Annotated in this window: 26 protein-coding genes; 12 read left to right on the forward strand and 14 right to left on the reverse strand. The window is 62.7% G+C overall.

The genetic code is table 11. The annotated features are described in order from the left end of the window. Window positions 1–40: 40 nt before the first annotated feature. The 5 genes from EOA19_RS02750 to uxuA all read right to left on the reverse strand — a co-directional run bounded on the left by EOA19_RS02750 (window position 41) and on the right by uxuA (window position 6,786). Window positions 41–1,186 (reverse strand): LLM class flavin-dependent oxidoreductase, encoded by a 1,146-nt coding sequence (locus EOA19_RS02750; protein ID WP_164892822.1) that lies wholly within the window; start codon window positions 1,184–1,186, stop codon window positions 41–43. After that, window positions 1,183–2,607 carry an LLM class flavin-dependent oxidoreductase gene (locus EOA19_RS02755; protein WP_128302609.1) on the reverse strand — a complete coding sequence of 475 codons (1,425 nt, stop codon included), beginning with the start codon at window positions 2,605–2,607 and terminating at the stop codon, window positions 1,183–1,185. Before EOA19_RS02755 ends, EOA19_RS02750 begins: the two co-directional genes overlap by 4 nt. An 8-nt stretch (window positions 2,608–2,615) precedes the next feature. Continuing rightward, the gene (locus EOA19_RS02760; protein ID WP_128302610.1) at window positions 2,616–3,854 is read right to left on the reverse strand and encodes an acyl-CoA dehydrogenase family protein; all 1,239 of its coding nucleotides are present in this window, start codon (window positions 3,852–3,854) and stop codon (window positions 2,616–2,618) included. Next, window positions 3,851–5,260, reverse strand: a complete 1,410-nt coding sequence (locus EOA19_RS02765) for an LLM class flavin-dependent oxidoreductase (protein ID WP_128302611.1) — start codon at window positions 5,258–5,260, stop codon at window positions 3,851–3,853. Before EOA19_RS02765 ends, EOA19_RS02760 begins: the two co-directional genes overlap by 4 nt. Window positions 5,261–5,601: 341 nt before the next feature. Continuing rightward, complete coding sequence (gene uxuA, locus EOA19_RS02770; protein WP_128302612.1) at window positions 5,602–6,786, reverse strand: mannonate dehydratase; 1,185 nt, start codon at window positions 6,784–6,786, stop codon at window positions 5,602–5,604. A 98-nt stretch (window positions 6,787–6,884) separates the two neighbouring features. Here uxuA and EOA19_RS02775 point away from each other — a divergent pair, with 98 nt between their 5' ends. Further along, on the forward strand, window positions 6,885–7,670 hold the full coding sequence (locus EOA19_RS02775; protein ID WP_128302613.1) for an SDR family oxidoreductase: 786 nt from the start codon (window positions 6,885–6,887) through the stop codon (window positions 7,668–7,670). A gap of 105 nt (window positions 7,671–7,775) precedes the next feature. Here the strand turns inward: EOA19_RS02775 and EOA19_RS02780 are convergent, their stop codons facing one another. Both EOA19_RS02780 and EOA19_RS02785 read right to left on the reverse strand, forming a co-directional pair. Continuing rightward, a complete protein-coding gene (locus EOA19_RS02780; protein ID WP_023809097.1) occupies window positions 7,776–8,582 on the reverse strand; it encodes an SDR family NAD(P)-dependent oxidoreductase in 807 nt (268 codons plus the stop codon). Next, window positions 8,579–9,433 (reverse strand): NAD(P)-dependent oxidoreductase, encoded by an 855-nt coding sequence (locus tag EOA19_RS02785; RefSeq protein ID WP_128302614.1) that lies wholly within the window; start codon window positions 9,431–9,433, stop codon window positions 8,579–8,581. The genes EOA19_RS02780 and EOA19_RS02785 overlap by 4 nt, the downstream gene beginning before the upstream one ends. Before the next feature lie 232 nt (window positions 9,434–9,665). On the opposite strand from EOA19_RS02785, the gene EOA19_RS02790 reads away from it, so the two are divergent. From EOA19_RS02790 to EOA19_RS02800, 3 genes are read left to right on the forward strand one after another with little or no spacing between them, the layout of a single operon-like run. After that, on the forward strand, window positions 9,666–10,310 hold the full coding sequence (locus EOA19_RS02790) for an isochorismatase family cysteine hydrolase (RefSeq protein ID WP_128302615.1): 645 nt from the start codon (window positions 9,666–9,668) through the stop codon (window positions 10,308–10,310). Between the two features lie 49 nt (window positions 10,311–10,359). Further along, on the forward strand, window positions 10,360–10,911 hold the full coding sequence (locus EOA19_RS02795) for a MarR family winged helix-turn-helix transcriptional regulator (protein ID WP_023809100.1): 552 nt from the start codon (window positions 10,360–10,362) through the stop codon (window positions 10,909–10,911). 44 nt (window positions 10,912–10,955) lie between these two features. Beyond that, window positions 10,956–12,149, forward strand: a complete 1,194-nt coding sequence (locus EOA19_RS02800) for an amidohydrolase family protein (RefSeq protein ID WP_023809101.1) — start codon at window positions 10,956–10,958, stop codon at window positions 12,147–12,149. 3 nt (window positions 12,150–12,152) lie between these two features. On the opposite strand, the gene EOA19_RS02805 is transcribed toward EOA19_RS02800, so the two are convergent. Both EOA19_RS02805 and EOA19_RS02810 read right to left on the reverse strand, forming a co-directional pair. Beyond that, window positions 12,153–12,737 carry an amino acid synthesis family protein gene (locus EOA19_RS02805; protein ID WP_023809102.1) on the reverse strand — a complete coding sequence of 195 codons (585 nt, stop codon included), beginning with the start codon at window positions 12,735–12,737 and terminating at the stop codon, window positions 12,153–12,155. Beyond that, entirely contained in the window at window positions 12,734–13,318 is a 585-nt protein-coding gene (locus EOA19_RS02810; protein ID WP_023809103.1) for an amino acid synthesis family protein, read from the reverse strand. The genes EOA19_RS02805 and EOA19_RS02810 overlap by 4 nt, the downstream gene beginning before the upstream one ends. A 254-nt stretch (window positions 13,319–13,572) precedes the next feature. Between EOA19_RS02810 and EOA19_RS02815 the strand changes: the two genes are divergently transcribed. The 6 genes from EOA19_RS02815 to EOA19_RS02840 all read left to right on the forward strand — a co-directional run bounded on the left by EOA19_RS02815 (window position 13,573) and on the right by EOA19_RS02840 (window position 20,223). Next, on the forward strand, window positions 13,573–14,577 hold the full coding sequence (locus EOA19_RS02815) for a BMP family ABC transporter substrate-binding protein (protein ID WP_013530296.1): 1,005 nt from the start codon (window positions 13,573–13,575) through the stop codon (window positions 14,575–14,577). A 91-nt stretch (window positions 14,578–14,668) separates the two neighbouring features. Beyond that, entirely contained in the window at window positions 14,669–16,240 is a 1,572-nt protein-coding gene (locus EOA19_RS02820; RefSeq protein ID WP_164892823.1) for an ABC transporter ATP-binding protein, read from the forward strand. Then, window positions 16,237–17,280, forward strand: coding sequence for an ABC transporter permease (locus EOA19_RS02825; RefSeq protein ID WP_164892824.1), 1,044 nt, complete (start codon window positions 16,237–16,239; stop codon window positions 17,278–17,280). The genes EOA19_RS02820 and EOA19_RS02825 overlap by 4 nt, the downstream gene beginning before the upstream one ends. After that, a complete protein-coding gene (locus tag EOA19_RS02830; protein ID WP_128302616.1) occupies window positions 17,268–18,254 on the forward strand; it encodes an ABC transporter permease in 987 nt (328 codons plus the stop codon). Before EOA19_RS02825 ends, EOA19_RS02830 begins: the two co-directional genes overlap by 13 nt. Window positions 18,255–18,265: 11 nt before the next feature. Then, entirely contained in the window at window positions 18,266–19,279 is a 1,014-nt protein-coding gene (locus tag EOA19_RS02835) for a nucleoside hydrolase (protein WP_128302617.1), read from the forward strand. Further along, a complete protein-coding gene (locus tag EOA19_RS02840) occupies window positions 19,276–20,223 on the forward strand; it encodes a nucleoside hydrolase (RefSeq protein WP_024502284.1) in 948 nt (315 codons plus the stop codon). Before EOA19_RS02835 ends, EOA19_RS02840 begins: the two co-directional genes overlap by 4 nt. Before the next feature lie 180 nt (window positions 20,224–20,403). Here the strand turns inward: EOA19_RS02840 and EOA19_RS02845 are convergent, their stop codons facing one another. Genes EOA19_RS02845 through EOA19_RS02865 form a run of 5 tightly spaced genes read right to left on the reverse strand, consistent with a single transcriptional unit; the run spans window position 20,404 to window position 24,869 of the window. Beyond that, complete coding sequence (locus EOA19_RS02845) at window positions 20,404–20,943, reverse strand: prepilin peptidase (protein WP_128302618.1); 540 nt, start codon at window positions 20,941–20,943, stop codon at window positions 20,404–20,406. Between the two features lies 1 nt (window position 20,944). Beyond that, window positions 20,945–21,487 carry a tetratricopeptide repeat protein gene (locus EOA19_RS02850; RefSeq protein ID WP_064994625.1) on the reverse strand — a complete coding sequence of 181 codons (543 nt, stop codon included), beginning with the start codon at window positions 21,485–21,487 and terminating at the stop codon, window positions 20,945–20,947. A 54-nt stretch (window positions 21,488–21,541) separates the two neighbouring features. Further along, on the reverse strand, window positions 21,542–22,492 hold the full coding sequence (locus EOA19_RS02855; protein WP_128302619.1) for a type II secretion system F family protein: 951 nt from the start codon (window positions 22,490–22,492) through the stop codon (window positions 21,542–21,544). A 17-nt stretch (window positions 22,493–22,509) separates the two neighbouring features. Continuing rightward, a complete protein-coding gene (locus EOA19_RS02860) occupies window positions 22,510–23,481 on the reverse strand; it encodes a type II secretion system F family protein (RefSeq protein WP_128302620.1) in 972 nt (323 codons plus the stop codon). Beyond that, complete coding sequence (locus tag EOA19_RS02865) at window positions 23,481–24,869, reverse strand: CpaF family protein (protein WP_128302621.1); 1,389 nt, start codon at window positions 24,867–24,869, stop codon at window positions 23,481–23,483. The genes EOA19_RS02860 and EOA19_RS02865 overlap by 1 nt, the downstream gene beginning before the upstream one ends. A 528-nt stretch (window positions 24,870–25,397) precedes the next feature. Between EOA19_RS02865 and EOA19_RS02870 the strand changes: the two genes are divergently transcribed. Together EOA19_RS02870 and cpaB are read left to right on the forward strand one after the other, a co-directional pair. After that, window positions 25,398–25,610, forward strand: a complete 213-nt coding sequence (locus tag EOA19_RS02870) for a Flp family type IVb pilin (RefSeq protein ID WP_128302622.1) — start codon at window positions 25,398–25,400, stop codon at window positions 25,608–25,610. Window positions 25,611–25,699: 89 nt separating this feature from the next. Next, a complete protein-coding gene (gene cpaB, locus EOA19_RS02875) occupies window positions 25,700–26,740 on the forward strand; it encodes a Flp pilus assembly protein CpaB (RefSeq protein WP_128302623.1) in 1,041 nt (346 codons plus the stop codon). Window positions 26,741–26,776: the final 36 nt, after the last annotated feature.

Raw genomic sequence — 26,776 nt, forward strand, 5'->3', positions numbered from 1 at the left:
TCATGCTCCATTGTCGCGACCACCAAAGGCCGCACATGTTTCAGGCTGCGAGCAGCCCTTTCGATTTCAAGACCGCCAGCGCGCCTTCGGCGAAATGATAGGCTTCCTCGACATGCGGCTGGCCCGACAGGATGAAGTGGTCGAAACCGACGGCGTGGTACTCCTCGATGAGCGACGCCACCTGCTCGTGGCTGCCGACGATCGCGGTGCCGGCGCCGCCGCGAACCAGGCCGTAGCCGGCCCACAGATGCGGCGATATTTCGAGATCGCGCACGCTGCGCGCGGTGAGCGCCGCGGTGCCGCTGTCGCTATGCAACGCGTTCATCCGGCGCTGGCCGGCCGATTCCGTGCGCGCCAGGATTGCCTGCGCCTGCGCGATCCGCTCCGGCGTCAGTCTCTCCAGCAGCCTCTCGGCCTCCTCCCAGGCCTGCGCCTCGGTATCGCGACTGATGACATGCAGGCGTATGCCGAAGCTTAGTTTGCGGCCCTGCGCGGCGGCGAGTTCCCGCACATGGCCTATCCGGGCAGCCTCGGTTGCCGGGCTCTCGCCCCAGACCAGATAGGTGTCGACATGGCGCGCGGCGACCGCTTGCGCAGCACCACTTGCGCCACCGAAGAAGATATCGGGAAGCGGCCATTTGCCGAAATCGATCTGGGCGCCTTCGATGTCATAGTGCTTTCCCCTGAAATCGAAGCGCCGGCCCGAACCGGCTGGCAGGACCACGCCGCGCAGGATCTCGAGGAACTCTCCCGTGCGTTCATAGCGCTGGTCGTGGCCGAGATGATCGCCGAAGCGTTTCTGCTCCAGCGGATCGCCTCCGGTGACGACGTTGAGCAGCAGCCGCCCACCCGATATGCGCTGAAGGGTCGCCGCCTGGTGGGCGACCAGCGTCGGCGAGATCAGGCCGGGACGGAAGGCGACGAGGAACTTCAACCGCGTCGTGACCTGCGCCAGTGCTGCCGTGACTATCCAGGCATCCTCGCACCAGGTTCCGGTCGGCGTCAGCACGGCTTCGAAGCCCAACGTCTCCGCGGTCTTGGCGACCAGCGAGAGATAATCGAGGCTCGCTTCCCGAAACCGCGATCGTGACGGGCCGTTGCCGAGATGGGAATCATCGCCAGAGCCGACGATTTCCCGGCTGTCGCCGTTGGTCGGCAGATACCAGTGGAGATGGATGCCGCTCACTCGGCCGCCTCGACGATGGTACCCCAGTTCGAGCGGTCGCGTGCGGCTGTTCCCGGATGGTCGTCGCGCAGCAGCCGCTGGCCCGCTCCCTGGAAGCGCTCGCGGATCGTGGTGCCGGGCGCGCCACGTTCCCGGATGCGACCCCGCCGCCGCAGCTCCGGGACGACGAATTCGATGAAGTCCTCGAACGTGCCCGGACTGACGACATAGGCCAGGTTGAAGCCGTCGACGCCGGATTCATCGGCGATGCGTTCGAGCTCGTCGGCGATCCTCTGCGGTGAGCCGACCAGCTTGGGATGGATGCCGCCGAGCCCGATATACTCGGCGATCCCGGCCACGGTCCAGCGCCGGTCGGCATCGATCCGCGTCAGATTGGCAAGGGCTGAACGGCCGGCATTTGTCTCGATATATTCGAGCGGGTGGTCGAGTGGGTATTGCGACCAGTCGACGCCGGTCCATGCCGAAAACAGCGCCAGGGCCGCTTCGACACTGGTGTAGGATAGATAGTCCTTGTGCTTGGCCTCGGCCTCTTCGTCCGTGGCTCCGGTGATGACGGTGACCGCGGTGATAAACTTTATCGCATCCGGCGCCCGTCCGAGTTCGACGGCGCGGGCACGGATCGCCTCGACCGAGCGGCGGATGGAGGCCGTGCTGGTGCCGCCGAGGAACACCACCTCGCCGTTGCGAGCAGCGAATTCGCGCCCGCGCGGCGAGGTTCCCGCCTGGAACAGAAGCGGCGTGCGCTGCGGACTGGGCTGCGCGAGATGCGCGCCGGGCACGGAGAAATATTTGCCGAGATGGCCGATCGGATGGACTTTGGAAGAGTCGGTGTAGAGCCCCTTCTCACGATCGTGCACGACCGCCCCGTCCTCCCAGGATCCCTCCCAGAGCTTGTAGGTGACATCCAGGAATTCCTGCGCCAGATCATAACGCTCGTCATGGTCGATCTGGCGTTCCAGGCCGAGATTCTTCGCCGCCGATTCCAGAACCGAGGTGACGACGTTCCAGGCGATGCGGCCCTTGGTCAGATGATCCAACGTGGTGAACTTGCGGGCCAGGAGATAGGGCTGCTCGTAAGTGGTCGACACGGTGATGCCGAAGCCGAGATGCTTGGTGGCGGCGGCCATTGCCGAGACCAGCAGCAGCGGGTCGTTGACCGGCGACTGGGCTGCGGTGCGCAGCGACGCATCCGGTGTCCCCCGGAAGACATCGAGGTGGCCAAGCGCGTCGGCGAGGAACAGCGCGTCGAAGCCGCCGTCGTCGAGCAGCTTTGCCAGCGAGGTCCAGTATTCGAGGCTGGTGTAGGTGTTGGCGCGGTCGCTCGGATGACGCCAGAGGCCCGCCGACACGTGACCGACCACGGTCATACCGAAGCCGTTGAGGATGAGAGGCTTGACCGCCTTATGGGTGGAACTTGCCATGCTTCGGCTCACGAATAGTAGGTTGGCGGCGGCACACGGCCGTTAAGCGCGAAGTCACCGACTTCCAGCACCTTGTAGTGGACGGGATCATGCAGGCTGTGGGTGCGGACGTTGCGCCAGTAGCGGTCGAAGCCGAACGAGCGCGCCGTCGAGCGGGCGCCGGTGAGCTCGAATATCCGCGACGTCACTTCTAGGGCGACCTCGGTCGAATGCACCTTCGACTGGTAGGCGATTGCCGCGGCGCGGCCGCGCTCTTCCGCGGTGAGATCCTTACCGCGCTCGAAGGCGCGCTGCACGGCCTCGCCGGCGGCGTCCGCGAGCGCCTGCGCGGACGCCAGCGCGATCGAAAGCCGGCCGAAGCGCTCGACAACCAGCGTGTCCTCGGCGGCTTTCTTTGCCGGCGAGGACAGCCATGGCCTGCCGCGTTGGGTGATGTAATCCCTGGCGTCTTCCAGGGCAGCAAGGGCGGTGCCGAGATAAAGTTCGCCGAAGGCTGCATGAACGATCGGCACATGCAGCGTGGCATGCGGCGGATGAACCGTATCATCAGGCCAATGCCCGACCAGATCGTCGGCGGATGCGGCGACATTTTCGAGCGCCGCACTGCCGCTGACCGTCAGCCTCTGGCCGATATTGTCCCAGTCATTGCCGAAGCTGAGGCCTGACGTGGGGTTGGCGACGATGAACTGGCCGATATGACCGCTGGCATCGGTGCCGGCGATCCGCGTGCTCCCGGCAAAGCGCACCCAGACCTGCAGCGTGTCGGCCACCTGCGCACCACTGGTGAAAGGCTTGGCGCCGTTGAGCACGAAACCGCCGTCCACCTGCCTCGCCTCGACAAGCGGCTCATAGGCGGCCTGCGCGATGCCGGCATGAAACCAGCCCTTGGAGAGAAAGCCTTGAAGCCGTCTTTCGATCAGGGACTTGTTGTCGCCGTCCAATCCGATTGCCGTGCCGAAGAGATGGTAGATGACGATCTGGGCTATCGATGTATCGCCCCTGGCCAGGATGCGGACGATCCTGAGCACTTCGGCCGGCGTCGCGCCACCGCCGCCAAATCGCTTGGGAATATAGATCGTCAGCAGGCCGGCCAGACGCAAAAGGTCTATCTCGGCATGCGGGGCGGCCCCGGCCAGATCGCGCGCTGCAGCTGTTCGCTTGAGTTCGCGCACGACCTCCTCGGCCTTCTCGGCCCAGCCTTGGAAATCGCTGCGCTGTTCATGCTGAACGGTGGCGTGGATGGTCATGATACCAAAGCCTCCGGCTGACGGCCCTGCGAGAAAGCGTGTTGCGCCGCCGGATGATCGGCGGGCGGGCGGCTGTCACGCCCGAAGAGCCTGGAGCGCAGCGAGGGACCGAGATCCTCGCGAATGCGCCCGCGCCGCCGCAACTCGGGAACGACATGGGCGGAGAAATCGATGAAGCTGCCGGGGCTGACCACATGCGTCAAATTGATGCCGTCGGTATCGGTGGCTTCCAGCCATTGCTCGAGCTCGTCCGCAACGGTCTTCGGACCGCCGACAAACGACTTGCCGCGCCCAAAACCACCCTCCGGGGAAAACGCCTGGCGCAAGGTCCACTGGCGGCCCGACGACGGGTCGTCGAACATGCGCAGCAGGGAGCGGTTGGAATCGGTTTCGGTGTAGCGGATAGGCTGGTCGAGATCGTGCCTGGAAAAATCGATGCCGGTCGTTGCCGAATAATGCACCAGCGCGCCTTCGACATCGTAGTGCGACCTGTAGTCAGCGAGCTTGGCGGCCGCGGCGGCGTCGGTTTCATCCGTGATCACCGAGACCGCGGATATGAACTTGATGCTGCCTGGAGCCCTGCCTTCATCGCGGGCAAGCCGCTTCACCTCAGCGACATTGCGGCGGATGCCATCGACATCGGCACCGGCGACAAAGACCACCTCCGCGTGACGAGCGGCAAAGCGCTGGCCGCGCGGCGAACCGCCCGCCTGGAACAGCACCGGCACCCTCTGCGGACTGGGCTCCGAGAGATGCGGACCCGGAACGTTGAAGTAGCGACCGGAATGACCGATCGGATGGACCTTTTCCGGATCGGTATAGAGACCGTCCGGGTTGGCGGCGCTGCCGCGATCACGCACCAGGGCACCGTCTTCCCAGGAACCCTGCCAGAGCTTGTAGGCGACATCCATGAACTCGTCGGCGATCTCGTAGCGCTCGTCATGCGCCACCTGCCTGTCGAGACCGAGATTGCGCGCCGCGCTGTCGAGCTGCGAGGTGACGACGTTCCAGGCGATCCGCCCCTTGGTGAGATGATCGAGCGTGGTGAATTTGCGCGCCAGCAGATATGGCTTTTCGTAGGTCGTCGAAACGGTGACGCCGAAACCCAGCCGGCTTGTCGCGCCGGCAAGCGCTGAGACCAGCAACAGCGGATCGTTGACGGGGGACTGCACGCCCTTTGCCAGCGAGGCGTCGTATCCACCGCCATAGACGTCGAGAAGGCCCAGCGCGTCGGCGATGAACAAGCAATCGAAGCCGCCCTCCTCCAGTGCTTTGGCAAGTTCGATCCAGTAGTCCAGCTCGGCATGTCGATAGGCCTGGTCGGCCGGATGACGCCAAAGGCCGTAGGCGACATGGGAGACGGCATTCATGGTGAAGCCATTGAGAATAATAGGAGATTTTGCCATATGACAACCCAGACAAACGCGCTCAGCACGGGATCGATCTTTGTCTATCGATTTAGTGTAATTCAAAGCATCGCGCGTGGAGATTTTTCCTAAAGATCGCGGTGTTTGTGACAATCCATTACTGGATGGTGTCGAAGCGGCCAGTATCGAGCCGCATCACCAAGGTTGTCGTCAAGCCATGCGGACAATCCATGCCCAGCTTCGCCGAACTGCGGCAGCGCATGGCTGCCCTGGCGCGATGCGACCCAGGGCGTTTCTCAGCAATGTGGCATATAAGCACCGCGGAAGTGCAAAACCGGCGCGATAGTTTCAGATCCTGCCAGCCGAACTGAGGGGCCCGCTCAAGCCAGCTCGAACCGCTCGATGGCGCGCATGATGCCACGCAGCTCGGCGAGGCCTTTCAGCCGGCCGATCAGCGAATAGCCGGGATTGATCCTGGTCTTGCCGATGTCGTCGGCGAGCAGATGGCCATGGTCGGGCCGCATCGGAATACGCCAGTCGGCACGGCCCTCTCGGCGGCGGCGTGCCTCTTCCTGCATCAGAGCGAGAATCACATTCGCCATGTCCGTGCCGCCCTCGAGATGCTCGGCCTCGTGGAACGAGCCGTCATCCTCGATGGTGATGTTGCGCAGATGGGCGAAATGGATGCGGTCGGCGAATTCCTTGACCATGGCGACGATGTCGTTGTCGGCGCGCGTGCCATAAGAGCCGGTGCAGAACGTCAGGCCGTTGGCGGGGCTGTCGACGGCGTTGAGGATGAAACGCGCATCCTCGGCGGTCGAAACGATGCGTGGCAGGCCATAGAGCGAGAAGGGCGGGTCGTCGGGATGGATACACATGCGCACCCCCTCCTCTTCGGCCACAGGAATGATCTCGCGCAGGAACCAGGCAAGGTTGTCGCGCAGCTCCCCTGGCCCGATCGCGTCGTATTCCGCCAGGGCCTCGCGAAAACTGTCCCTGTTATAACTGCGCTCGGTTGCCGGCAGGCCGGCGATCAGATTGCGCTCGATCCTGTCGATCGCCTCGCCGCTCAATTCCTTCAGCCGCGCTTCCGCCTCGGCGATGCGGGCGGGGGTATAGCCGGCCTCGGCATTGACGCGCTTCAGCACAAACAAATCGTAGGCCGCGAAATCGATCGCGTCGAAACGCAGCGCATAACCTGTCGTTGGCAGCCGATAGGCGAGATCCGTGCGCGTCCAGTCGACCACCGGCATGAAATTGTAGCAGACCGTCGCAATGCCGGCCTTGGCGAGCGCGCGGATCGAGTCGCGATAGTAGCCGGCGTAGCGCTCGCGTTCCGGCGTGCCGATCTTGAAGGAGTTGTGGACCGGAATGCTCTCGACCACCGACCATGTCAGGCCGGCGGCCTCGATGACACGCTTGCGCTCCAGAATGCTCTCGAGCGGCCAGGCGCGACCGTCGTAGATATCGTGCAAGGCGCTCACCACGCCGGTCGCACCGGCCTGCCTGACATGATCGAGCGTTACCGGATCGTTCGGTCCATACCAGCGCCAGCACTGTTCCATTGCCGCTTCCTTCTGCGAGAGAACGGCAACCTATTGTTGGACCACAATGGGTGTCAAACTAGGAACGGTTTCGGACAGCGAATGAAGGAGTTTTCCCAATGAAGGATTTCGACGGCAAGGTGGCTTTGGTGACGGGCACGACCGGGATTGGCCTCGCAACCGCCAGACGCCTCGCTGCAGGGGGTGCTGCGATCGTCGCCTGCGGCATCGACCGCGCGGCCAACGCTGCGCTGAAATGGGAACTGGAAAGCTCCGCAGCCGGGGCGCTTGTCATAGGCGCCGACGTCTCCGTGCCCGATCAGGTTCGCGACGCGGTCGCGACTGGCGTCGAGCGGTTCGGCGGCCTCGATATCATCGTCAATTCGGCGGCGGTGCATCCGTACGGAACCGCGACCAGCACCGATTTCGAGACCTGGAACAGGGCGATGTCGGTCAATGTCGGGTCGATCTATCTGACAGCGCATTTCGGCATCCCGGAAATGGTCCGCAGGGGCGGCGGCGCCATCATCAACGTCGCTTCGGTGCAGGGCTTTGCCTGCCAGCAAAACGTCGCCGCCTATGCCACCACCAAGGGCGCCATCCACACGCTGACGCGTGCCCTGGCCCTCGACCATGCGCGCTCCGGCATCCGCGTCAATTCCGTCAGCCCGGGCTCGATCCGCACCCCGATCCTGGAGAAGGCCGCCCGCGGCGAGAACGGCACGGATGCCGATGTCGAGGCCGCCTACAAGCGCTTCGGCGAAGCGCACCCCATCGGGCGCATCGGCGAGCCGGAGGAAGTGGCTGAACTCATCGCTTTCCTGTGTTCGTCGAAGGCCGGCTTCTGCACTGGCGCGGACTACAAGATCGATGGCGGCCTGACCGCCGGCATCGGCGTGAAGTAAATCATGAGGGGTCGGGCGACCGGGAGTCGTTGACGTCCGACTATTTACACTTCGCCATTGAAGGCCGAGACAGGCTGCACGGTGAGCGCGCCCCGGCGCCGCACCCTAGCGAAATTTCGGAAACGCGCCGCCAGCCGGCGCGTTGGCCCAGCTCTGCAAGGTCTGGCCGCCGTCGATCAGCCAATCCACGCCTGTGACGTGCCTCGCCTCGTCGGAGGCCAGGAAAGCCACGGCGGCCGCGACATCGTCCGGCTGGCCGATGCGGCGCAACGGAATGCGGTCGGCGAAATGCTGGACGCTGCTCTTGAATTCGCCGTCGCCGGAAACCGGCACGCCAAGCGTCGTCTCGATCACGCCGGGGCAGATGGCGTTGACGCGTATGCCGTAAGGCGCGGCATCGAGCGCTGCGACCCGCGTCAGGCCGACCACCCCGTGTTTGGAAGCGACATAGCCGGCACCACCCGAAAGGATGTCCCAACCGGCCATGGACGAGCCCATGTTGACGATCGAGCCTTCGGTCCCGGCCTCGATCATCGCCCGAAGCGACGCCTGCAGCACGAGGAAGATGCCGCGCAGATTGATGCGGATGGTCGTATCCCAGTCTTCGACCGGCAGGTCGTGAACGGGAGCGACGACGCCGGAAATTCCGGCATTGTTGAACACCACGTCGAGGCCGCCGAACGCCTCGACGATCGTTGCGACGGCGCGCCGCACATCCGCTTCATCGGTGACGTCAGCCTCGATCGCCAGGGCGTCGTCGCCGAGGGAGCTGGCCAATTGCCGCGCCGCCGCGCCATTGCGGTCGACAATGGCGACCCGCGCGCCTTCGTCAAGGAAACGCCGCACCGCTGCGCTGCCGATCGCGCCGGCGCCGCCGGTGACGAGGACCTTTTTCTGGTCGAACCGTTTCATCCTTCGGTCTCCGGCTTTGGATAGGAACGCCATGAATACTTTGGTTCGAAACCGATCGTTTCGCGCGCATGGACCGTGTCGAGCACGGCGCCGAAGCCGGCGATCGGCCGCGACAGAGCGACATCAGGATAGACCCGGCGCACGAGCGCTTCGGTCTCCTCTTCCATGAATGTGTCGGCGGCGCTCAGGAGGACGCGCAGATGGCCATCGCCTTGCCATTCAAGCGCCCGCAGGAAGCCCTGCCCGGCGTCGCGCGCATCGAGATAGGCCCACAGGTCGCGGGCACTGTCGGCGGTGGCGCGGCGCGGCCCGACGCCCTCGAAAAAAGAACCCGGCGTCTGGATCCACGGCAGGCGGATACTGACCGCCGAGAAGGCCCCCCGGCGCACCGCCGCGTCGACGATTTCCTCGCCCAGCCATTTCGACAGGCCGTACGGGTCCTGCGCGCCGACCGGATGGTTCAAGTCGACCGGCAGATAGGGCGGCCGCACAGGTTTCTCGAAAAAGGGATAGCCGAAAACGCTGAAGGACGAGGCATAGACGAAGCGCCTGGCGCCGGCCATGGCAGCTGCCTCGACCACATTGTAGGCGGTCGTGATGTTGGTCTTGAACACCTCGCCGCCGGCCCGGCCGGTCGGCCGCGGAATGGCCGCGACATGCACAACGGCATCGCAATCGCGCACCAGCTGCAGCGTCGATCCCAGATCGGTTAAATCGGCGGTTGCGTGGCGCCATGCGACCTCACCCGGCACCACGGCATCGACACCAAGCACATCGTGGCCGGCCGCAACCAGAGCCTCGGCCACATGGCGGCCAAGCAGGCCGCTGGCTCCGGTGACGATGGTTTTCATATCTCGGCCTCGGCTCCGCAATTAAGCGGCTTGAATATTGTTGATGGTCATACAAATCGAGCACATGCCTGACAAGCGTTGTCAAGGCCATTTCGCGATGGACAAATAGCGCATACGCTTGTCGGAGCGCGGTGCGCAAGGCCGACCAGCACGCTTTGCGTCGAACGGGATTGACTTGGCATCCGCTAGGGTTTTTTGTATGAGCATCAACGATCGGTCAAAGGAGCTCGCCATGTCCGTGGACAGTTTTTCCTCACATCGGCACGATGACGCGGTGCGCCTCGATCCACGCCGTGCAGCCGTTATCGTCATCGATATGGTCAATGAGTTCTGCAAGCCCGGCGGGGCCATGGTCCTGCCTGGGTACGAGACGCTGGTCGCGCCGCAACTGGCCGTGATCGAGGCCGCGCGCGCCGCCGGCGTGCCGGTGATCTGGGTCCATGACAGCCACCGGCCGGGCATGCGACGCGAGCGCGAATGGCTGAAGCGCACACCGCATTGCCTGGATGGAAGCTGGGGGCCGGAGATCATCGAGGATCTCGGCGCCCGCGATGACGAGATCCATGTGATCAAGCGGCGCTACTCGGCCTTCTTTCAAACCGACCTCGACCTGACGCTGAAAGACATGCAGACCGATCAGTTGATCATCTTCGGCGTGGTCACCAACATCTGTGTGCGCTCGACCGTCCATGATGCCTTTTTCGAGGGCTATGAGGTGGTGGTGCCAAGCGATTGCTGCGCGGCGACGGGACCACGCGAGCAGGAAAGCTCGCTCTATGACATAGCGACCCATTTCGGCGTGGTCAGCGATTCGGCTGATGTCGTCGCAGCCCTCCGCGACGGGAGGTCGCTTCAACCAGCGGAGGTCGCGGCTTGAGCTTTTTTCAAACCGGCGACATCCAAGACAGCGGCGATAGGAGTCCGGTGTGACGACTGAAAAGAAACCGCAATCCGAAAAAGGCGCGACGCCGAAAACGCCGAGCGGCGATGCACCCCCGAGCCGCGAGCAAGTGCTGCAACAATACGCCGAGACCGGCTATGAATTGGACCGCCACCCGGCGCACGTCATCCGCCGGGCGCATCAGCGCGCGACGTTGCGCTTCCAGCAGGTGATGGCCGGCGAAGACCTTTCGCCAACGCAATTCGCGGCGCTCGCCACGATCCTCAAGCATGGCGAAGTCTCGCAGAACCATCTCGGCCGGCTGACGGCGATGGACCCGTCGACCATCAGCATCGTCATGCGCAAACTGCTCAAACACGGGCTGATCACGCGCAGCGCCTCCGAAACCGACCAACGCCTGACGATGATCGCGCTGACCGGCAAAGGGACCGACTATACGCTGGAGCGGCTCGAACGCAGCGTCGAGGTCGGGCGGCGGTTCCTGTCGCCGCTCTCACCGGCTGAGCAGGCGACGCTGCTTCGCCTGCTCCAGCGCATCAACGACGACGACCCATCGAATGGCGACGGCGGCAAATAAGCCGCGTCCAGTCCTTTTTTCCATAACAGCAAAAGTGAGAACCGATGTCGTCCGACTCCCAGTCGTCTGCCAACACGCTCGTCGTCCGCAATATCGGTCTCATGCTGAGTGGCGATCTCGCACAACCGATCATCGACGCCGACACCATCGTCGTGAGCGATGGACGCATCACCAGCATTGGCAAGGCAGGCGACATTGATGGCGGCAGCGCGGCGACGATCATCGATGCGATGGGCTGTGCGGTCTCGCCGGGTCTTATCGATAACCACGCCCATCCGGTGGCCGGCGACTGGACGCCTCGGCAGAACCAGATCGGCTGGATGGATTCGACTGTGCATGGCGGCGTCACCACCATGATCTCGGCGGGGGAAGTCCACACGCCGGGCCGACCGCGCGACCTTGTCGGGCTGAAGGCGCTGGCGATCGCTGCCCAACGCACCTTCTCCAACTTCCGTCCGAACGGCATGAAGATCCTGGCCGGGGCACCGATCCTGGAACCCGGCCTTACCGAGGAAGACTTCCGCAGTCTCGCCGAGGCCGGCGTGACGCTTGTCGGCGAGGTCGGACTTGGCGGCGTCAAGGACGGTCCGACCGGCCGGCAGATGATCGCCTGGGCGCGCAAATACGGCATGACCTCGATGACCCACACGGGCGGTCCATCCCTGCCCGGCTCCGGCCGCATCGGCGCGGATGTCGTGCTGGAGGTCGACGCCGACATCGTCGCCCACGTCAATGGCGGGCCAACCGCCCTGCCCGACGCGGAAATACGGCAGATCTGCGAGAAGGGCTCGAGGGCGCTTGAAATCGTCCATAACGGCAATTTGCGCACCGGACTGTTCGTGCTCGACCTGGCAAGGCAGCGCGGCGAACTTTCGCGCGTCATCCTCGGCACCGACAGCCCGGCCGGATCCGGCGTGCAGCCGCTCGGCATCCTGCGAACCCTGACCATGCTGGCTTCGCTGGGTGGTATCGCGCCGGAAGTGGCGTTCTGTCTTGCCAGCGGCAACACGGCGCGTGTGCGCGGACTGGATGATCGCGGCATCATCGAGGCCGGTCGCGCCGCCGACCTGATCTTCATGGATCAAGCGATCGGCGGTGCCGGCGACGGGCTGCTCGACAGCGTGGCGCTGGGCAATCTTCCAGGCATTGGAATGGTCGTCATCGACGGCGTGGTGCGGACCGGCCGGAGCAGAAATACGCCTCCGGCGATGCGGGTGCCGGAAGTCCTGGCGGCCTGACGGTCAGCCGACGCCGTCAATCCCGACAATCTTGTCCTTGGTCAGCCCGCCGACGCGCGGGTGCGGCCTGCCGGAATCGGTGACGGCGATAGCGACGACGATCTCGTCGGCCCGCGGTGCGTCGGGAACACGAACCTCCATGCCGTCGAAATGGCTGCGCACCCGCGCCGCATCCTTGTGACCGAGCGGAATATCGAGCGGCACGCCGAGGCCGCCGCGCTTCTTCGATGAAGGAATGAGCGCGGCCCCCTTGCCGAGCACATCGCGGAACGGGGCACCGAGCTTTGGATGAAGGATGGCGGCGGCATGTTCGAGCTCACCGTCGGCGCCGACGGCGGCGGCCTTGCCGAAGCTCTCGACCCGGTCGCCGGCAATGCCCAGAGCAGCGACGGCGCGCTTGGGCAAGATATCTCCCAATGCTTCGCCTATGGCGCTCAGTGCCGACAGGTCCTCGACGTAGGTACCCGCATAGGGGTTGCGGATCACCGCGATGGCCGCGGCACGCCGCGTCGGCGGATCGACGGGCCGCCCGCCTTCGATCCGGGTTTCCTCGACGATGGTGATGATACGGCGGATTTCCGGGTTCATCGCAATCCGTCCTCGCCCTTGATGTCGGCGGCGGCAAGGCCGCCGACCCGTGCATGAACGCGTGCGCCGGTGGTCATCGCCAGGATGACGGCCATTTCGTCGCCGCGCGGCGCATCGGCAATGCCGATCTCGATCGCATCGAAATGGCTGCGCACATAGGAGGCGTTTATGTGCGTGATCGGGATATCGATGCGCGTTCCGGGGCCGCCGACCTTCTTGGTCGAAGGCACGATCGCCTTGGCATTGCCGAGCAGTTCGCGCATCGCATAGCCGCCCGGATTGTGCCAGAGCGCGCCATGTTCAAGCTCGCCGGCGGCACCGACTATGGCACCCTTGCCATAGCCTTCGATAGCCTGGCCGCCTTCACCAATGGCGTCGATCAGGCGCCGAGCCATATCGAGACCGAGCGGCTTCAGGTCTTCCATGAAGCCGGTGATCTCTTCGACATAACGTCCGGCAAAAGGGTTGGCGATGACCGCGACGACCGCGCCCCGCTTGAGCGGGCGTGCCGCGTGGGGTCCGCCCTCATGGAATATCTCTTCGACCTGAACCAAAAATTTCCTGACCACCACAGCCGGCATCGTTCGCTTCCTTCATCCCGTCGTTCATAAAAACTCATTAGAGTATCAACAATTATGCCCATGGACATTTGTCAAGCGCAGACGTCGAGCAAGTGGGCGAAGGGCCAAGAAAACTGCATCGGATGACGATTGACAGCCTGTTAAGCCGCTCCTAAACTCATATGACCATCAACGAACTCGCCGTTGTCCCGGCGGACACGTGGGGATGGTCAAAGCGTGGCTTCAAAAGCTGAAAAAAGCTGAAGGGGAATGACATGAAAAGGGCGCTCAAGAGTTTATTTCTGGCCGGCACGATGCTTGCCATTTCGTTCGGACCGGCCGCGGCACAGGCCAAGGTTTCCGTGGCCGCCATCTCGGGATATTTTGCCCAGGGCTTCGGCGTTTCGATCGTCAACGGCCTCAACAAGGCCAAGACCGATTTCGGCATCGACCTCAAGCTGGTCGACACCGGCAATCGCGCGCTCGACTACCAGCAGCAGTTCGAGAATCTTGCCAAGGGCAAACAGTACGACCTCATCTTCGTGATGGGCTGGGAGCTGGTGGACTCGCTGCAAAAGGTCAGCGCCGAATATCCTGACCAGCGCTTCGTGTTCATCGATGGCGTCCTCGACAACCCCAAGATGATCTACGCCAATTTCGCCGAGGAGCAGGGATCCTTCGTCGCCGGCGCGCTTGCCGGCATGATCGAAGCCAAGGGCACCGCCTTCGACAAGATCGGCGACGGCAAGGCGATCGGCTTTGTCGGCGGCCGAGATATCCCGGTGATCCGCAACTTCCTGGGCGGCTACGAGCAAGGCGCTAAATATGCCGCGCCCGACGTCAAGGTAAACTCCGTCTTCGCCGGAACCTTCGACGACCCGGCCAAGGGAAGCGAACTTGCCCAGGCGCTTTACGGCCAGGGCTCCGACATTGTCTACAACGTCGCCGGCCCGACGGGTGAAGGCGTGATGCAGGCAAGTGCCGCGGTCGACAAATATTCGATCGGCGTCGACATCGACATGTGTGGCTCGGCTCCCGGAAATGTGCTCGCCAGCATGCTGAAGCGCGGCGACATCGCCGTCTACACGCTGATCAAGGACGAGGTCGAGGGCCGCAAGATCACCGCCGGCACCCGCACTTTCGACCTCGCCTCGGGCGGTGTCGAGGTCAAGGTCTGCGATGACATCGCCGCCAAGATCCCGGCAGAGATGACCGCCAAGCTCGATGAGATCAAAAAGGGCATCGTTGACGGCAAGATCGTGATCGCCAAGGCAAAATAAGCCAACAACAGCGCCTCCCTCCCAAGAAAGCGCTACACTGATCCGCCGCGGCTTGCCGCGGCGGATCAGTGTCCAATCTGCGAGAGCCACGTTGTCGAACACGCCGGGGTCGCCGACCCTCCACAGCAATGCCGCGATGGCCGTCGAGTTGACTGGCATCACCAAGCGTTTTGGCGCATTCGTCGCCAATGACGGCATCGACCTTGCGGTCCGCTGCGGCGAGATCCACGCCATCATCGGCGAGAACGGTGCCGGCAAGACGACGCTGATGAACATCCTGTTCGGCCTCTTGCAGCCGGACGAAGGCTCGATCCGGCTGAACGGTGAAGAGATCGTGATCGCCGACCCGTCCGTGGCGATAAAGGCCGGCCTCGGCATGGTTCACCAGCATTTCAAGCTGGTTCCCTCGCTCTCGGTTGCCGACAACGTCTTTCTCGGTATGGAAATCCGTCGCCATGGGCTGATCGACCACGCCGCACAAATTGCGCGCACGCGCGACCTGTCGAAGCGCTTCGGCCTGCAGGTCGATCCGACCGAGCGCGTCGGGCTGCTCTCGGTCGGCATAGAGCAACGCATCGAAATCCTGAAGGTCCTGGTGCGCGGCGCGCGCACCATCATCCTCGACGAACCGACCGCCGTGCTGACGCCGCAGGAGAGCCGTGAGCTGTTCCAGACGCTGCGCAGCTTCGTGGCCGAGGGCATGACGGTGATCTTCATTTCGCACCACCTGGAGGAGGTGATGGAAGTGTCCGACACGGTGACGGTGCTGCGCAATGGCAGGAAGGTGGCGACCCGGCCGACGGCCGAGCTCAGCAAGGACGAGTTGGTGCACATGATGGTCGGCCGCGAGGTCAGCTTCGACCGCCGGGCGCGTGCGTCGCTGCACGGCGATGTAGTGCTCGAAGTGAAGGATCTGTGGGCGCGCGACGATCGCCTGCTGCCGGCCCTTCGCAACGCCAGTTTCACCGTCCGCTCCGGCGAGGTGGTGGGGATCGCGGGTGTGGCCGGCAATGGTCAGACGGAGCTGGCGGAAGTGCTTTCGGGCCTGCGACCGGCAAGCCATGGCGGGGCGTGGCTGAAGGGCCGGAATCTCACCGCTCTCTCCCCCGCCGCGATCCGCCAGGCAGGCCTCGCCCATGTTCCAGGCGACCGCATGGTGCGCGGGGTCGATCGCAACGCTTCGATAGCGGCCAACACCCTGATGGGCCGCCAGCATCGCGCACCATGGAGCCGCGGCGGCATGCTCAACTGGAATGCCATAAATCAAAACGCCGAAACACTGATCAAGAGCTTCGATATTCGCGCGCGCGCAACCGGCGATGCCGTCAAGCGGCTTTCGGGCGGAAACATCCAGAAGGTCGTTCTGCCACGCGAGTTCACCAACGGCGCCGACTTCCTGCTGATCGATCAGCCGACGCGTGGCGTCGACATCGGCGCCCAGGAGGCCATTCATGACGAGATCATGCGCCAGCGGGCCGCCGGCCGCGCAATCCTGCTGATTTCCGTGCAGCTCGACGAACTGGCCGCTCTTGCCGACCGTATCCTGGTGATGTTCAACGGGCGGATCATGGGCGAGGTAGCCGGCGACGACGCCGACGAGGAGCGCATCGGCATGATGATGGCAGGCGTGGCGGCGCCGGGATTCGCCGCGGAGACCGCATGATGAACGACCATTTGCGTGCCGTTTCAGGCCAGATCATCGCCATCGGCGTGGCGCTGCTGATGGGCGCGATCATCATCCTCATGGTTGGCGAAAGCCCGGTGCGTGTGTTCATGACACTGCTTCGCGGCGCCTTCGGCGATCAGGAGAAGATCGCCGGGACCCTGCTGCAGACGACGCCGATCCTGATCTGCGGTGTCGCCGCCTGTATCGGCTTGCGCGGCGGCATGTTCAACGTCGGCATCGAGGGCCAGCTGTTCCTCGGCGGTTTCGCCGCCGCGTGGGTCGGCTTTGCCATGCCCCTGCCCGCGGGCATTCACACGCTGGCCGCGCTTGCGCTCGCGGTCGTGGCAGGCGCGGCCTGGGTCGCCATCCCCGCCTATTTCCGCGCCCGCTACAACACCAACGAGGTCGTCTCGACGATCCTGTCGAACTACGTGGCGGTGCTGCTCACCTCCTATTTCACCATCTTCCTGTTCAAGCGGCCGGGTGGCTGGTCGGAGACGCCGCCGATCCTGGCGACATCCTATCTGCCGGAGATCTTCACCTTTTCGCGGTTGAACTGGGGCCTGGTCATTGGCCTGGTGCTGGCGGTCGGCGCAGCCCTTGTCTTCCGCTACACCAAATGGGGTTACAGCGTCTCGATGGTCGGTTCGGCGCCGAAATTCGCCGAATATGGCGGCGTCAACGTGAAACGGCAGGGTTTCCTGGTCCTGCTGCTTTCAGGGGCCGTCGGCGGGCTGGCCGGCGGCGTCGAGACGCTCGGCGTCCATCACCGCTTCATGGAAGGATTTGCCCCCGGTTTCGGCTTCGACGGGCTGATCGCCGCCCTGCTTGCCAATGGCTCGCCTGTCGCCACCGTCTTCACCGCACTGTTCTTCGGCGCCCTGCGCAACGGATCGCTGCTGCTCGAGGTCGATACCAGCGCATCACGCGAGATCATCACCGTGATCCAGGCGCTGATCATCCTCAGCGTCTCGGCCCAGGTGCTGGTGAGAAAGCGCGGCGACAGCCAGGCAGGGGAGCGGCGATGGAAATTCTAGACAAGCTCATCAACGTCGCGCTGATCGCGGCGACGCTTCGCACCACCGCGCCCATCCTTCTGGTCGCGCTTGGCGGCTCGTTCACCACCAAGGCCGGCATCTTCAACATCGGCCTCGAGGGGCAGATGCTGGTCGGCGCCTTCTTCGCCGTCCTCGGTTCGATCTGGACCGGTTCCGCACTGGCGGGGGTCGCCTGCGGCGTTGCGGCGGCGCTCGTCTTCGCCCTGGTTTTTGCTGTCCTGGTGGTGAGCTTCAAGGCCAATGAAGTGGTCGTCGGGCTGGCGCTCAACATCCTGGCCGGCGGCATGACGATCTCGCTGATGAAAGCGATCTTCGGCACGCGCGGCTCGATCGTCGGTCACGGCATCGTCGGCCTGCCGAAAGTCCAGCTGCCCGGTGCCCGCGACCTTCTCGGCTCATGGGCGCCGCTGATCTCCGGCTTCACGCCGCTCGTCTATGTCGCCTTCATCGCCGTGCCGCTGCTGGTCGTCTGCTACAACCGGACGCGGCTCGGCCTCTATATCCGTGTCGTCGGCGAAAAGCCGGAAGCCGCCGAGGCGCTTGGCATCTCGATCACCCGCGTCCGCTACATCGCGTCCCTGCTGTGCGGATTGCTGGCGGGCCTCGCCGGCGCCCATCTGTCACTCGGCTACATCACCATGTTCACCGAAAACATGTCGTCGGGCCGTGGTTTCATGGCGGTGGCGATCCTGATCTTTTCCAACGGCGATCCGCTGAAGGTGCTGGCCGGCTGCCTGCTGTTCGGCTTCGCCGATGCTTTTTCGTTGCGCCTGCAGACGTTCGGCTATCCGTCCTACCTGGTTCTCACCGTCCCTTATGTCGTCGCGCTGATAGCATTGTTCGCGCTGTCCTACCGGGCGCGTCCAAGGGTTATCGCGGAGACGCTGGAATCGATGCGTAAGCTGCTGTCGGTAGACAAGAACACTGAACCCGGCGGCAAAAATCCCCAGTGAAGGAAGCCTTTATGGAACGCATAATCCTCGACGTGGATTCGGCCGGCGACGATATTCTCGCCGTGCTGTTTGCAGCGGTCAATCCGAAGCTCCGGCTCGAGGGGGTGACCACCGTGACCGGTGCGGCCGGCCCGATCGAACAGGTCACCAACGTCGTGCTCAACACGCTGACGCTCGCCGGGCGTGACGATATCCCGGTTCACGCCGGCGCGTGGCGGCCGATCGTCGGCAACGCCAAGGCCGACATGGAGGCGCCGGTGCATTTCGAAAGACGGCTCGTTGCCCGTTTCGGCGATCGCCTGAAGAAGTTCAACCCGCCGGCGCCGACGCCGGTGCGGCAGGCTACATCGGGACATGCGGTCGATTTCATCATCGGCACGGTCATGGCCAATCCGGGCGAGATCACGCTGGTGACGACCGGCCCGCTGACCAACGCGGCCATGGCGCTGTTGCAGGAGCCGGGACTGACCGGTGCACTGAAGCGGCTGATCGTGCTCGGCGGCAATTTCCAGACGCCGGGCAACATCACGCCTTTGTCGGAGTACAACATCTGGGCCGATCCGGAGGCTTCGCGCATCGTGCTCAACGCCGATGTCGAGAAGATCCTCGTCCCGCTCGACATCTGCGAGGACAACCGCGTCGCCGATTCGATGCTGACACGCGACGACATCGCCGACATGCAGGCCGTCGCGAGGGACAATCCGGTCCTGGAGATGATCGCCGACAGCTTTCCGATCTACATCGACATCTGGCGCGAATTCTTCGACCTCGTCGGGTTCCCGATGGACGACGTGATCACCGTGGCGCTGGCTTTCGATCCCGGCCTGGCGACGATGACCGAGCCGCTGTTCGCCGATGTCGTGCTCGATGGCAGGCTGGCGCGCGGCCAGACCGTCGCCTATCGCGGCCGGCAATTGCTGCCAGGCGGCGGGCCCAAGACCACCCGCATCTGCACCGGCCTCGACGGCCGGCGTTTCCTCGACGGCTTCAAGAAAACCATAGCGCGCTACGAGCGGGCGGCGTGAAAGACGACATGATGACCAAGCCAACTCCTATCCTGTTCGACTGCGACCCCGGCCACGACGACGCCATCGCGCTGGTCATGGCGCATCGCTCGCCGGCCATCGAACTCATCGGCGTCACCACGACCTGCGGCAATGCGGAAGTCGAGAAGACGACCGCCAATGCCTTGCGCATCCTGGAGTATATCGGCGCCGGCGACGTGCCTGTCGCGCAAGGCTGTCACCGTCCGCTGGCGCGTCCGCTGGTGCTCGGCACCGCCGATGGCCCAAGCGGGCTCGAGGGCTCGCCCTACCTGCCGCAGGCGACGATCAAGCCGGTTGACCAGCACGCCGTCGATTTCCTGGCCGACAGACTGCGCGCCGCGCCCGAACCGATCCTGGTCGTCGCCACCGGCCCGCTCAGCAATATCGGCCTGATGATCCTCAAGCATCGCGACGTGCTGCCCAAGATCAAGGAGCTGATCTGGATGGGCGGCGTGTTCTACCGCAAGAGCGAGATCATCACGCCGACCGAGTTCAATGCGTTCTGCGACCCCGAGGCGCTGAAGATCGTTCTGGACAGCGGCGTGCCGATCCTGATGGTCGGTCTCGACGTCACCATGCAGGTGCTGATCGAGGCGCCGCAATATGCCGAACTCGCCACCATCGACACGCCGCTCGGCCGGCTCGTCAACGACTGGCTGCTGTTCTACGAGAAGCTGCACCGCAACTCGATGGGCGTCGGCGGGGCCATGCACGATCCGCTCGCGCTGGCACTGGCCATCGACCCGACATTGGTGCGCACGCGCCCTGCCCATATCGGCGTCGATCTGTCCGGCACCTACGCCTTCGGCGCGACCATCGCCGATTACTGGGGCGAGCGCGGTGAAAAGGACAATGCCCGCATCGCCCACGAGGTCGATGCGGACCGCTTCTTCAAGCTGATGTTCGATCTGCTGCGGGACTGAACGGAGCGCAAGCTGCGCCTGGCAGCGTTTCACGATAGGAATTTTTTCTTGACTCCCTGCCCTCAGCTATGGTATATTTTTGTCTATGGTGCAGATTTACGCCAATGACCCGCCGCACAGGCGGGTTTTTGTTTGCTCCGTCAAATCTCCCTGACAATTCAGCCGCGTGAGATGTCAGGGTCAGTTGAGCTGGTTGAGGATTCCAGAGCTGCTCGCGACCATCAAACTCCTGTAGATCAGGAACGCCAGCGTACAGATCGCTGCCAGCGAGATCGGCACGCCGAATGGCACCACGCCCTTGCGGTCCAGATGCTGCACGACAAGCCGAAAAGCGCCCGCGGGCAGCATGAACGGGTTTTTCACGATCGCCGCGGTCGCCAGGGCGAAAACCAGAAGCAGCACCGAAAACACCGCGAGGGCGCCGCCGCTGATCAGGAATGGCACAACTGCCAGCAGCTTGACATCGCCGGCGCCGATCTTGCGCAAGACCCAGAAGGGCAAGAGCGCGACGAACAGCAGAAGCCCTGCACTGGCGCTCAGCCCCATGTCCCACCACGAGCCGGACTGGAGCGACAGCAGCAGCAGGCCCCCAGCGCCCAGGCAGAGCAGCAGCAGCACGTCGCGATTGGAAATTTTCTGGGTGGTGAAATCGAGCCAGCCAATCCTTGCTAGCAGAGGGATGGCGAGCACCTTCAGCAGCAGCGCCTCGACCAGCAGCATGCTAGCGCTCGACGTTCTGCACGCTTGACGACAAAAGCTTCAGATTGTTGGCGACGGTCGGGTCGTTGGGCGCCAGTTCGTAAGCCTTGAGGAAGTTCGAGCGCGCATCCTGCAGCTTACCGCGCAGCAGGTAGGAATAGCCGACATTGTTGTAATATTCGGGCGTCGCGCCGACCAGCTTGAAGGCCCTGGCATAGGCCTTGTCGGAAAGGTCGAAGCGGTGGATCCGGTCGGTGCAGGCGGCCAGCCCCATCCAGGCGTTACCATCATTGGGCGCCAGCTGCGTCGCCTTGAAGAACAGCGCGCCGGCATTGCCGTAATTTTCGGCGCGGAACTGGTTCTTGGCTTCGGCGACGGCCTGGTCCGAAGCATAATATTCGACATCGCTGACGGTTTTCAGTCCGTCGAAAGCATCGCCAAAAGACGTCACGTCGCCTTTCGACGGCTCGTTGGTGCGAACGACACCGTCGGTTGTGTCCGCCGTCTGGCAACCGGCGAGCACCGCCATGAGCAGACAGGCCGCGGCCGCGATAACCCTCTTCATAAATTGTGTCCCCTGGGGTCCCCGACTCACATTAGGATCAAATCATATACCAAACTAGAAGAAAATGCCTTTCATCCGGATGATGACCGGCAACATGATCACCATCATAACCACAGGAAAGATACACAGTCCCAACGGAATCATCATCTTTACCGGGAGTGCATTGGCGCGCTCCTCGGCACTCAGAATTCTCTGGCTGCGCATCTCGGCGCTATAAACACGCAAGGCATCGGTAAGGCTGGTGCCCAGTTCTTCCGATTGCCGGAACAGCACAGCCAATGCCCGCGCCTCGTCAAGACCGATCCGGTCCGAGAGTTCGCGTAGTGCCTCACGCAATGGTTTGCCGGCGCGCAACTGCAAATTCATGATCGACAGTTGTATTCCCAGCCATTTGTGGGTGGCAGCCATTTCGTGACTGACACGTTCGACCGCCGCCTCCAGACTCATGCCGGCATCGGCGCAGGTGATCATCATGTCCATGAAGTCGGGAAAGGCCCGGCGATAGATTCGTTTCTGACCGTTCTCGAAGCGATCGAGCATGATGCTCGGAATCACCATGCAGGCGAGGCCAAATAGAGCAGAGCCAGCAAAGGTTATGAAACCGGGCAGCTGAGGCGGCAGTATCCGCGACAACAGTGCATAGATGGCCAAAAACCCCACGCAGACCGCGACCAGACGGGACAGGGTATAAAACAGAGGCGCGCTTGATTGATAAAAGCCGGCGCGAAAGAGCTTCGCTTCCAAGGCGTTTGGCTCATCCCGTTCCTTCTCGATCGACTTGAAATAGGCATCGACCGGCCGCTGCGCCGCAATTTTGGCGAGCTGATCTTGTCCAAGCATGGACCGGCGGTCTGTAATTTCCTCCCCTATCAAGCTCTGCGCGACAAGCTTTCGTGTCTGCAGAGCCGGCAAAAAGACAAGCGCACCGAACAGGAAAAAGGACGCCGCCGCCGCAAATACGACGATAGACACCAAGAAACCAATATCCTGAATATTTGGAAACAAGTTATTCTTCGCTCCTGTCAGAAATCGAAATTCACCATCCGATACATGATAAAATCTCCCAGCAAAGCCAACATCCCGAATAATGTGAAGATTGGGAATATTAGTTGGTCGTGCCACACGCCCCCATAATAAGATGGGGAAATTATTTGGAGGACCGCGAACATAACGAGGGGGAACAGTGATATGACCCAGGCCGACACGCGCCCCTCGGCGGAAAGCGCCCGGATTTTCATTCGAAGCTTCTGCCTTTCTCGGAGCACAGAGGATAGGTTGGACAAGATTTCGGTCAAATTGCCACCCGTCTTCGCCTGGATCGACAGCGACACCGATAGCAGTTGAAGGCCCTCGAAGCCGACACGCTGCGAAAGCTTTCGCACGGCCTGCTCGATGCTGAGACCGAAGGTGATCTCATCGGAGACGATGCCGAACTCGGTGCCGAGCGGATCGGGCATTTCGCGCGCGACCAGACCGATCGCGACCGAAGCCGGGTGTCCGGCGCGCAGCGAACGAACGATCATGTCGAGCGCATCCGGCAGCTGCTTGGCAAACTTCTGGATTCGTTTGTTGCGGGCACGCCGGAGGACGAGAAGCGGCAAGACCAATCCGACGACCAGAAAGACAATGAGCGATGCCAAAGCGGAAAAATTGAAAAAGATCGCCAGCAGCAACGCCATCGCCAGCCCCGCAAACAGGAACGTTGCGGCGAACGTCAGGGGATTCCCGGTAATGCCGGACTGGGTATAGAGCCTGTTCAACCAGACCATGCCAAAGAGAAAGTCGCCGGAGTCCGTGAGGCCGCGCTCTCGCAGCAACCCTTGTAGCGTTTGTTCAGCCGGGACCTCGCCGGCGAGCCGCTTCAGCCGGCGATTGACTGCCATGGACCGTGAGCGGCGACCGGCAAAGGAAAGATACAGGGCCTCGCCGGCGAGAATGAGTGAGGCTGCCGCCAGCATGTAGATGAAGTAGAGCAGAGCTTGACCGGTCGGCATCAGAGGGCCACCTGCGGATTAAAAGCGTCCTTGGCGAAATGATGGCCAAGCGTCGCGGCCTCCGGAGCGAAGCGCGGACGGACACCCGTTGCGCGAAAATCTCCGATGACCTTGCCTTCAGCTGTCACCTCACGGCGGACGAAATGATAGATTTCCTGAAGTTGCACGACATTGCCTTCCATGCCGGTCAGTTCCGATATGGAGGTGACACGCCGGCCGCCGTCCGAAAGGCGCTGTGTCTGGACGATGATGTCGATGGCCGAGGCGATCTGCGCCCGGATTGAATCATGCGTCATCGGCATGCCGGCCATGCCCACCATCTGCTCCAGCCGCGAGATCGCATCGCGCGGCGTGTTGGCATGGATGGTGGTCATCGAGCCTTCATGGCCGGTGTTCATCGCCTGCAGCATGTCGAAGGCTTCCTCGCCACGCACCTCGCCGACGATGATGCGGTCCGGTCGCATGCGCAGCGCGTTCTTCAGCAATTCACGCTGGCGCACCTCACCCTTGCCCTCGACATTGGGTGGACGCGTTTCCAGCCGCCCGACATGCGGCTGCTGCAATTGCAGTTCCGCCGCATCCTCGATGGTGATCAGCCGCTCCTTAGAAGGGATGTAGCTCGACAGTGCATTGAGCAGCGTCGTCTTGCCGCTGCCGGTGCCGCCGGAAACCAGAATCGATTTGCGCGCCTGGACTGCGATCCGCAGCAGGTCGATCATCGGTGGCCGGATCGAATTGAATGCCATCAAACGCTCAAGCGAATAGGGATTCTTGGAGAATTTGCGGATCGACACCAGGGGGCCGTCGACCGAGACCGGCCGCACCGCGATGTTGACGCGCGAACCGTCCTCCAGCCGCGCATCGACCATAGGCGACGATTCATCGACACGCCGGCCGATAGCCGAAACGATCTTGTTGATGACGCGCAGCAGATGCGCCTCGTCCCGAAACCGGATTGGCGTCTCTTCGACGATGCCCCGCCGCTCGATGAAAACGCGCTTGTGGGTGTTGATCATGATGTCGGTAATTGAATCGTCCTTGAGCAGTGGCTCGATCGGTCCGAGACCCAGCATCTCGTCGGCGGTGTCGCTGGTGAGTTGATCGAGTTCGCGCGCATTCAGCGGCACCGCACGAGCGCGGACGAACTCGCGCACGATCGGACGGATCTCATTCAGGATCTCATCCTTGGAAGCACTTTCAAGTGCGGTCAGGTTGAACCGGTCGATCAAATGGCGATGCAGTTCGACCTTGATCGTCAGAAAATCGTCACCATGCGCTTCGATCTCAGCTGGCGGAGATACTGCGGAAACAACAGCCAGCGCTGCGAACGGCTCGGGTTTTGCCTCGACCTTCGACTCACTTGGTCCCTTGATGAACCGGCCCAGCATAATCGCTTATACTCCCCTTAGTCCTTCATTAGCGGAAACTAACTGTTAACCACGGGAGGCACAAGCGCCCAAGTGGTCGACCTACCATCAATACTTTCTACATAGTTAAGATCAGGAGCCTGTAATAACGCGCTTATTTGACATGGCTGCCGTCTCGTGGCCAAGGCGTCGGTATCGCTTTCCAGGCCCAATCCGATCCCGGGACAAACCGCCCAGGATAGACAGCTAAACCCTTAGATATAAAGGAATATGCATTATTGCTAATGCTTGCGCAATCCTGCCCCACCCGGGGCGAAATTGTGAACGAATGGTTAAGATCGGTTGAAAAATGAAAAGAATCAAGCTCTTGGCAAGATTCACCTTTGCAATCTTCTTGCCGAATCACGTATATGAAAGTTAAGGGACTCTTAATCCCGTTTGACTCTGCGTTTTCTCGGGACCTAGGATCGAGATGACGGGGGATGCTTGGGTATGGATTTCATCTCTTGCTCTGTCTCGTCGGGTTCAAACTCCAAGGGAGAAATTGACATGAAGAAGCTCATGACGATGACCCGGCAGTTCCGCGACGATGAAAACGGCGCTGCCATGGTCGAATATTCCATTCTGATCGGAATCATTGCGGTCGCCGCGATCGGTTTCATCATCGGCATCGGCGGGTGGGTCACGGGTCGCTTCACCGGTCTTTGCACGGCAATGCAAGCCAGCGGCGTAGGCGCCTGCGCAGAGAATGCCGGCAGCTAATCCATAATCCCCAGGCCCGGAATTGACCTTCCGGGCCTGGGTTCAAATCGCCGCGGGCGAATTCCCGCGTCTGCTGGGGCTTGGGGTTCATGCGTGCCAATACACTGATCATGGTCGTGCTCGCCGGCGTGTTCGGCGTTCTCGCGGTGGTACTTGTCAACATATGGCTCGCCGGCCAGCGAAGCGCCATGGCGCAAACGGGCATCGTCCAAGGCAGCACGGTTGTCGTTGCGGCGATGCCGCTGAAGTTCGGCGATGCGCTGAGCGCAGATAAATTGCGCGAAGTCGCATGGCCTGCGGGTGCGGTTCCGGCCGGGGCGTTCAAGACAACGAAAGACCTGTTGGCTGGTGACGGTGCCAAGCAGGCACTGCAAGCGATCGGCGTCAATGAGCCGATTCTTGCTACCAAGATTACTGGCCCCGGCCAACGCGCCACACTCTCGGCAGTGCTTGGCGAAGGCATGAAGGCCGTTTCCATCCGCGTCAATGACGTGCTCGGCGTCGCCGGCTTCGTTTTCCCGGGCGATCGAGTCGATATTCTACTCACGCGCACGGCGCGCGGCGATGATGGCACGGACAAGAGTTTCGTCGACGTGTTGCTGCAGAGCATGAAGGTGCTCGCCATCGACCAGGTGGCCGACGAAAGCAAGGACAGCCCGACGGTGGTGAAATCCGTGACGCTGGAGGCCAGCACCAGGGACGCGCAGAAGCTGACGCTGGCGGCAGGGGCCGGGCAGCTGTCGCTGGCGCTGCGCCAGGCCGCCGCCAACAAGGGCGAGACGACCGAACGGGTGACGCTTTCCGACCTGACCGGCGAAACGCCGGCCGATGTCGTCGCCAGGCAGGCGGAGCTCGACAGGAAGGCAGCGGCGGAAGCCGCGGCTGCAGCCGAGCGCAAGCGCGCCGAAGACAAGATCGCCGGGTTGACCCAGGCTGTGGAGAAAGTGGGAAGCCGCCTCGATGAGTTGGGCAAGGTAAAACCGGCGCCGGCTGTGGCAGCTGAGCCGCAGGTGAAAGAAGTTGTCAAGGAAGTGGTCAAATATGTGCAGCCGGAACCACCGGCGCGGGCGACAGTCGGTGTCTTTCGGGGTATAAAGCTTGAAACATATGATGTGCCGCGACAAAAATAACACCGGCATATCAGATACGTGGAGAGCGAATCAGCC

It is taken from the genome of Mesorhizobium sp. M7A.F.Ca.US.010.02.1.1, assembly GCF_004023085.1.
Taxonomy (GTDB): Bacteria; Pseudomonadota; Alphaproteobacteria; order Rhizobiales; family Rhizobiaceae; genus Mesorhizobium.

Coding starts and splice junctions, on each gene's coding strand:
- uxuA (WP_128302612.1), bottom strand. CDS start 6,786: ATGGAACAGTGCTGGCGCTGGTATGGACCGAACGATCCGGTAACGCTC.
- EOA19_RS02860 (WP_128302620.1), bottom strand. CDS start 23,481: ATGCCGACCGGTCAAGCTCTGCTCTACTTCATCTACATGCTGGCGGCA.
- EOA19_RS02755 (WP_128302609.1), bottom strand. CDS start 2,607: ATGGCAAGTTCCACCCATAAGGCGGTCAAGCCTCTCATCCTCAACGGC.
- EOA19_RS02810 (WP_023809103.1), bottom strand. CDS start 13,318: ATGCCGGCTGTGGTGGTCAGGAAATTTTTGGTTCAGGTCGAAGAGATA.
- EOA19_RS02785 (WP_128302614.1), bottom strand. CDS start 9,433: ATGAAAACCATCGTCACCGGAGCCAGCGGCCTGCTTGGCCGCCATGTG.
- EOA19_RS02765 (WP_128302611.1), bottom strand. CDS start 5,260: ATGGCAAAATCTCCTATTATTCTCAATGGCTTCACCATGAATGCCGTC.
- EOA19_RS02790 (WP_128302615.1), top strand. CDS start 9,666: ATGTCCGTGGACAGTTTTTCCTCACATCGGCACGATGACGCGGTGCGC.
- EOA19_RS02825 (WP_164892824.1), top strand. CDS start 16,237: ATGATGAACGACCATTTGCGTGCCGTTTCAGGCCAGATCATCGCCATC.
- EOA19_RS02775 (WP_128302613.1), top strand. CDS start 6,885: ATGAAGGATTTCGACGGCAAGGTGGCTTTGGTGACGGGCACGACCGGG.
- EOA19_RS02800 (WP_023809101.1), top strand. CDS start 10,956: ATGTCGTCCGACTCCCAGTCGTCTGCCAACACGCTCGTCGTCCGCAAT.
- EOA19_RS02835 (WP_128302617.1), top strand. CDS start 18,266: ATGGAACGCATAATCCTCGACGTGGATTCGGCCGGCGACGATATTCTC.
- EOA19_RS02760 (WP_128302610.1), bottom strand. CDS start 3,854: ATGACCATCCACGCCACCGTTCAGCATGAACAGCGCAGCGATTTCCAA.
- cpaB (WP_128302623.1), top strand. CDS start 25,700: ATGCGTGCCAATACACTGATCATGGTCGTGCTCGCCGGCGTGTTCGGC.
- EOA19_RS02815 (WP_013530296.1), top strand. CDS start 13,573: ATGAAAAGGGCGCTCAAGAGTTTATTTCTGGCCGGCACGATGCTTGCC.
- EOA19_RS02830 (WP_128302616.1), top strand. CDS start 17,268: ATGGAAATTCTAGACAAGCTCATCAACGTCGCGCTGATCGCGGCGACG.
- EOA19_RS02805 (WP_023809102.1), bottom strand. CDS start 12,737: ATGAACCCGGAAATCCGCCGTATCATCACCATCGTCGAGGAAACCCGG.
- EOA19_RS02865 (WP_128302621.1), bottom strand. CDS start 24,869: ATGCTGGGCCGGTTCATCAAGGGACCAAGTGAGTCGAAGGTCGAGGCA.
- EOA19_RS02850 (WP_064994625.1), bottom strand. CDS start 21,487: ATGAAGAGGGTTATCGCGGCCGCGGCCTGTCTGCTCATGGCGGTGCTC.
- EOA19_RS02780 (WP_023809097.1), bottom strand. CDS start 8,582: ATGAAACGGTTCGACCAGAAAAAGGTCCTCGTCACCGGCGGCGCCGGC.
- EOA19_RS02870 (WP_128302622.1), top strand. CDS start 25,398: ATGAAGAAGCTCATGACGATGACCCGGCAGTTCCGCGACGATGAAAAC.
- EOA19_RS02845 (WP_128302618.1), bottom strand. CDS start 20,943: ATGCTGCTGGTCGAGGCGCTGCTGCTGAAGGTGCTCGCCATCCCTCTG.